Source organism: Polynucleobacter sp. AP-Capit-er-40B-B4 (assembly GCF_018882245.1).
In the GTDB taxonomy this organism is placed as follows: domain Bacteria; phylum Pseudomonadota; class Gammaproteobacteria; order Burkholderiales; family Burkholderiaceae; genus Polynucleobacter.
This window is the reverse complement of record NZ_JACVOV010000001.1, coordinates 970,474-976,473: the sequence shown is the minus strand read 5'-3', so window position 1 is coordinate 976,473 and position 6,000 is coordinate 970,474. Positions and strand designations below refer to the sequence as shown.

Annotated in this window: 5 protein-coding genes; 1 reads left to right on the top strand and 4 read right to left on the bottom strand. The window is 42.4% G+C overall.

From position 1 onward, the window contains the following. Positions 1-776 precede the first annotated feature (776 nt). Complete coding sequence (locus ICN19_RS04985; RefSeq protein WP_216245979.1) at positions 777-1,667, bottom strand: LysR family transcriptional regulator; 891 nt, start codon at positions 1,665-1,667, stop codon at positions 777-779. Between the two features lie 87 nt (positions 1,668-1,754). On the opposite strand from ICN19_RS04985, the gene ICN19_RS04980 reads away from it, so the two are divergent. Next, a complete protein-coding gene (locus ICN19_RS04980) occupies positions 1,755-2,714 on the top strand; it encodes a sodium-dependent bicarbonate transport family permease (RefSeq protein WP_216245978.1) in 960 nt (319 codons plus the stop codon). Between the two features lie 34 nt (positions 2,715-2,748). Here the strand turns inward: ICN19_RS04980 and ICN19_RS04975 are convergent, their stop codons facing one another. From ICN19_RS04975 to ICN19_RS04965, 3 genes are all read right to left on the bottom strand, one after another. Beyond that, positions 2,749-3,315 (bottom strand): SRPBCC family protein, encoded by a 567-nt coding sequence (locus ICN19_RS04975; RefSeq protein WP_216245977.1) that lies wholly within the window; start codon positions 3,313-3,315, stop codon positions 2,749-2,751. Between the two features lie 34 nt (positions 3,316-3,349). Continuing rightward, on the bottom strand, positions 3,350-4,537 hold the full coding sequence (locus ICN19_RS04970) for an MFS transporter (RefSeq protein ID WP_216245976.1): 1,188 nt from the start codon (positions 4,535-4,537) through the stop codon (positions 3,350-3,352). Between the two features lie 311 nt (positions 4,538-4,848). Then, a complete protein-coding gene (locus ICN19_RS04965; RefSeq protein WP_216245975.1) occupies positions 4,849-5,634 on the bottom strand; it encodes a hypothetical protein in 786 nt (261 codons plus the stop codon). Positions 5,635-6,000: the final 366 nt, after the last annotated feature.

The window sequence follows — 6,000 nt, the reverse complement described above, 5'->3', positions numbered from 1 at the left end:
GTTTTGCCGTTCGTTGTCAGGACATCGATTTGACGCAATAAGGTGACGATTTGCTCGGGTTTAAGACGTTGGCCTTTTGCCATATTTAGCACTCCTTTAAGGTGAAGATTATCAAAAATCCTCTCTTTGGGAGTGGTACTAAAAATCAGGTCAGTTCAAGTCTTAGTAGCAATTGGGGTGGTTATTGAAATCTATTGCGGGAAATAATATTATGTTCTGCAGTGTGGCCTCTGAGGCGCATGGCTTGAGGACGCGGCTTTGCCATTCGTCCGCCTCTTTAGTTGCAAAGATAGGGCTCTAAAGGGGGGTTGGAATAAAGTAAACAGGAGCCTCTTACTGAGACTCTTAGAGTCTTACTACCTCGGCATCGCAACACATCTGTATGTTGACTTATCAGGATTCATAAAGTTACAGTCAGCAGGAGTGTCGTGGCAACTATAAATAGCGGTTCCTCCAATTCTGACACTACAGTACTTCATCTGCTGGGCTGTTGCAAAACTTGTACTGACGACCAATAAGAGAAGTGTAAGGACTTTTGAATACATGGATTACCTCCTAAAATTAATTAAAGGTTTTACAAAAAACATAATAGTAAATATTAGTTGGCAATGTCGAGCAAGTCAAGAAATTGTTATACGGTTAAGCCTACCATTTCGCAGTCCTTAGCGTTGGGTTTGATGATTAACCCAAATGAAAAAACCACCCGAAGGTGGTTTTGGTGCTTCTTGGTTGCCCGAGGCGGAATCGACCAGGGCCCAGGATGTCTGATCCTATTTTCAGCCTTTGGCCTGTTGAGATAAGTGCTTCTTAAATATGGTTGCTATTGGAGATAGCTTTTTGCCTTTAGGGCTCACAATATGCCAGCTTGATTGAATGGGAAAGTCTTTACATTTCAAAATTGCAACCGCTTCTTGGTCAGATTTATCACCCAAAGAATACCTAGACAAAACTGCTATGCCTAGGCCGCCTATAACCGCCTGTTTAATTGCCTCATTGCTCCCTAGCTCTAACTTAACATCAGGCTTGAACTTGAGTCGTTTAAGGTGAGCATCTGTCGCCATTCTGGTACCAGAGCCTTTTTCTCTAAAGATAAATTTTTCATTCGTCAGTGAGGTCAGGTCAACTATCTTTTTCTTGGCAAGCAAATGCTCCTTAGAGGCTATCAACAATAAAGGGTTTGGCATAAACACTTCGTCTTCTAAATCCAAATGCAGTGGCGGCTGAGACATGATGTAAAGATCATCTAAATTTTCTTCTAATCTTTTCACTACACCATCCCGATTAAGAACCTCCAGAGAAATATCGATTTGAGGATACTTTGCGCAAAAGGTGCCTAATATTCTGGGAACAAAGTATTTGGCAGTACTCACCACTGCAACCTTTAACTTGCCCTGCGTTAATCCCTTTACTCCATGAACCTCTTGTTCAAAGGATTCCCACTCGGTAGAAATGGCTCTGGCTGTTTTAGCCAACTCCTGACCCATCGCTGTTAGATGTACTTTCCTAGCAACCACTTCGTAGAGGGGCACTCCAACAGCATCCGTGATTTCTTTTAAGCCCATAGAGGCCGTTGGTTGGGTGACATGAACCATCCGCGCCGCCGCACTAACGCTTCCAGTCTCAGCAAGCGCCAAAAATAGTCTTAACTGTCTAAAAGTAATATTCATCAGTTTTTACCTATATATAAAACTATTAATATCGATTTTACTTTATGTATAGGCATCCCTATGATTGCTCCTAAATTTGGAGAACTCATGAAGAACTTACTTGACCCTGCAATTCTTTTCTTTGTCTTTGGATGCTTTGCCGGTCTGATTCGGTCCAATCTTGAAATTCCACGCTCCATCGCGAAGTTTTTATCACTTTACTTATTGATGGCACTTGGACTTAAAGGTGGCTTTGCACTTGCCAAAACCGGGCTTAATTCTGAAATTGCACTTAGCATGACTATCGCAATAGTGATGGCTTTTCTTGTGCCCACGCTAGGCTACTTATTCTTGAAAAATAAGATTGATAAGTTTGATGCGGCGGCAATTGCCGCATCGTATGGCTCTGTTAGCGCGGTGACGTTTGTGACTGCCATTCAATACATGGAGCAAAGCCAATTAAATCCAAATGGATACATGGCAATAGCATTGGTTTTAATGGAGTCACCGGCAATCATTATGGCTGTCCTGCTTGCTAATATGCTCAGACACAATGTAGAAACTTCTGGCACAAAAAGACCATCATTAAAAGCGATTTTGCATGAGTCATTTACCGATGGGGCGCACTTACTGCTCTTGGGTGCGATGGTGGTGGGCTATCTGAGCGGCGAGGCTGGGAAAACCATGATGCAACCGTTTTCCGGTGACTTATTTAAAGGAATGCTAGCCTTTTTCCTGCTAGACATGGGCTTAATGGTTGCCAAAAATTTGAAGGATGCCGCTAAGAACTCAGCCGCTTTAATAGCTTATGCCACGATTAGTCCGCTGATACATGCGGCAATTGCCTTGGGGCCCTGCATTCTCTTTGGAGTAACAACTGCTGACACTATTCTTTTAATGGTTTTATCGGCAAGCGCATCGTATATTGTGGTACCAGCGGTTTTACGTTATGCGATTCCAGAGGCGAATCCATCGATTTATTTTGGGCTGTCTATTGGAATCACATTTCCACTCAATATCATTCTTGGAATTCCCGCATACATTTGGATTGCCCAGCAATTGAATTGAGAGGCTAAGATTTTTTTAAACTATAGGGGGTTTATCACTTACAAGCCATTGTAGTAGGTGACTTATTTTCTCGAGCCTTTTGAGCCATTAATTCAAAACGCTCCCTAAGGTTGTTTTTCATAAAGTACTCAATGATGCTCGAGGGAATAAGGGTATGAGGCTCAACTAAAGCCTCATACCTAAAGATGGTTGCATCTTTGTCTGGGAGAAGTTTCCAGCTACCTTTGTAGTACTTGGTATCGCCACTAATTTGTTCAAAAGCCACCAAACGATTTGGTACCTCGGTGTATTCAATCGTAGATTTGAGCTCAATTGGAAAAAATAGAATTTGTTCTTCGATCACCCTATAAACCCGCACCTTATTACCAGACCTAGAGATCACTTTTGATTCCAGTATTCCGGGTATATTTTTTGCGCCCTCATAAGCAGTGATGAAAGCAAAAGCACTACAGATATTTATTGGCACAGTATAGGAAGCATCTATCTGAATGCGGCCATCAATTGCCCTAGTGCTCACGTGAACATCATAAGGATTTGAGTTTTCTTGTGCGTAGCCCTGGGAAAGGAGCAAAACTAGGGCTATAGAAAAAATCCATTTCATTTATGAATTTTAAAAGTATATTGAATTTGTCGTTTTAAACGACATCGCAATGAGCCTTATTCCTGTAAACCCAAAAGGCCATCAGCAAAAACGCCACTAGAGCACAACCTCCTGAAAATAAGAATGCATATAGTGGCGCTATTGATTCATATATCCAACCAAAGATAAATGATGCAGGAAATAGCATCAACCCAGTAATTAAATTAAACCAACCAAAAGCGGTGCCAGCCAATCCTTTGGGGGCCATATCTGCCACCAAAGCTTTCTCTACGCCCTCTGTTGCGGCTTTGAATAATCCATAGATTCCGAAAAGTGCAAATATCTGGTAGGTGGTGATTCCTGGAAAACCCATTGCGATATAAAACAGCGCAAAGGCAATCCAAGCAATCAAAATAAATCGTTTTCGACCAAAGGAGTCTGACAGCGCCGACAAGGGTGTTCCGAACACAGTAGTAATGAGTGAGATTGCCGCCCATAAGAGTGGAATTTGTTCTTGTGGAACTCCCGCTTCTCTTGCCCTTAATAACAAAAACATGTCGGATGAATTGGCTAACGCAAAGATACCAGCCACCACAAGGTATCTTTTAAATTGATCTGGCATACCCTGAAGAGACCAGCTAAATTTACTGGCTTGAGGAACGGCCTCCTTTTGCGGCTCTTTGATACACAAAGCTAGCGTAAAAGTAATGATTGCCGGAACTATGGCCCAAAGAAAAATGTCTTTAAGTGGTGTGCCTATGGATAGAAATATTGCGGCCAATAATGGTCCAATCACTGCTCCTGCGTTATCCATCGAGCGATGTAAACCAAAAGTAACACCTCGTTGATTCTCATTCACACTTTCTGCCAACAAAGCATCTCGAGGAGAACTTCGAAGACCCTTACCCATGCGATCAGTAAAGCGAATTGCTAACACCCATATCCATGAATTGGCGATTGCAATCAAAGGCCTGCCAATACCAGCAAGTGTGTAACCTAAAACAATCCAAGGTTTTGCTTTCTTGGTGCGATCAACAATGACGCCTGAAACTAATTTGAAAATGCTAGAAGTAGCTTCGGCAATACCTTCAATAATGCCAAGTGCTTTTGGCCCTGCCATTAAGACCGATGCTAGATATAAAGGCATTAATGGATAGAGCATCTCGCTGGCAGAATCATTCACCAAACTAATCAGACCAATAAGCCAAACTGCGCGAGGAAGGGCGAGGATTGTTTTAAGCATTACACACTCAATTTACTCTTGTTTTGTCGTTTTAAACGACATCAACTGACGCAGGGATGAATAATTGATTCGTCCTTATAAAAGACATTTTGCGAACTAGATACCCCAGTCCAGACACAGAGCGGCTGAATCCTGATTGACGGATTAAATCATTGGGGAGAGACTAACTACCCTAGGCACAAGGTCTAAGCACCATTAGACACTTCTAATAAAAATAGCCCAAGCAGTGGGCCATTTAGATTCTTGGTGGCCTGGGGCAGAATCGACCAGGATCCAGGACCTCAGATCCTTATATTCAAATAGAGTAGCAATTACGGCAAGGGAATAGACAAAATTGCCTTGAGTGTTGTTTGGTCAGCGCCATGGCTAATACCCTTACCAATACCTGCCTGAAAGGCAATTGGTTTGCCATCAAAATACATCATGGCATAAATCACGTTATTCATATTAGGATAGACAATCGGCTGATTTACTTGATTCATATTGGTGTAGAGTTCGCTCCCTAAGGCCCAGTCGGTAGTGACATTACGCGATACTCTCGTAGCCGTAGCAAATATTGGCCCCTGATGTACCTGAGGCTGAGATAGTGCCTGGTCAAAAATAGGGTTAAAAGCTACTAACCATTCATCAATATGCTTACCAACAATAAATCGCACTTCTCCGTTGTAACGCGATGGTTCGTAAGGATATGGCGTATCTGCAACCTCAAAATTAATGCCAGCAAAAAATGGATCGCCCTTTTCCTCTTGATAAGGCAACCATTTAAGCCTTGCTTTGACGCCAGCGTAATTAAATGAATTATTGTTATTTGAGTAGCTCAAATAAAAGCCCGCCTCAAGATCATGTCCCAAACCATAGGCAAGCTCAGGCGTCACGCGAGTATTGTTGTTATTCACAACCTCCCCTGGATAGCTTTGTTGCTGATTGCCTCTTGGGGTCGTGTTTAGATGTAACTCAAGACTATATTCACCCTTAGCATTAATTTCATCATCGTAAATTTGAATTTCATCTTGTAGGTATGCGTAAGCAATGGAAGGGACTAAAAGAGCGAATACACATAGCATTGTGGGCGTCAATATGACGCGGTGAATTTTCATTTGAAGCAATCATAAACAAATACCTGCGCGTTTGTATGCCACGCCACTTGTTTTGATTAATGAATCGCCTTCGTTGGGACAAATGAAAAAACCACCCGAAGGTGGTTTTGGTGTTTCTTGGTGGCCCGGGGCGGAATCGAACCACCGACACAAGGATTTTCAAATATCCTCCGATAGACCGCTTTCGCTTTGATTTCAAGGGCTTGAGTCACCAGTTTGGACTTGTCTAAAAATTGTGCGTCCTTGTGCTGGTCAAATTTAGCAATGAAATCAGAATCTTGCGAGGGGCAATTTTTCTGTGTGTACGGATTGTGTTGCCATTCCTACGCCAACAACCATAGTGTCTTGTAATGTCGTTTTAAACGA

Bases quoted from the DNA above. Each gene is read 5' to 3' on its own strand.
- ICN19_RS04980 (WP_216245978.1), top strand. From the start codon at position 1,755: ATGAAGAACTTACTTGACCCTGCAATTCTTTTCTTTGTCTTTGGATGC.
- ICN19_RS04970 (WP_216245976.1), bottom strand. From the start codon at position 4,537: ATGCTTAAAACAATCCTCGCCCTTCCTCGCGCAGTTTGGCTTATTGGT.
- ICN19_RS04975 (WP_216245977.1), bottom strand. From the start codon at position 3,315: ATGAAATGGATTTTTTCTATAGCCCTAGTTTTGCTCCTTTCCCAGGGC.
- ICN19_RS04985 (WP_216245979.1), bottom strand. From the start codon at position 1,667: ATGAATATTACTTTTAGACAGTTAAGACTATTTTTGGCGCTTGCTGAG.
- ICN19_RS04965 (WP_216245975.1), bottom strand. From the start codon at position 5,634: ATGAAAATTCACCGCGTCATATTGACGCCCACAATGCTATGTGTATTC.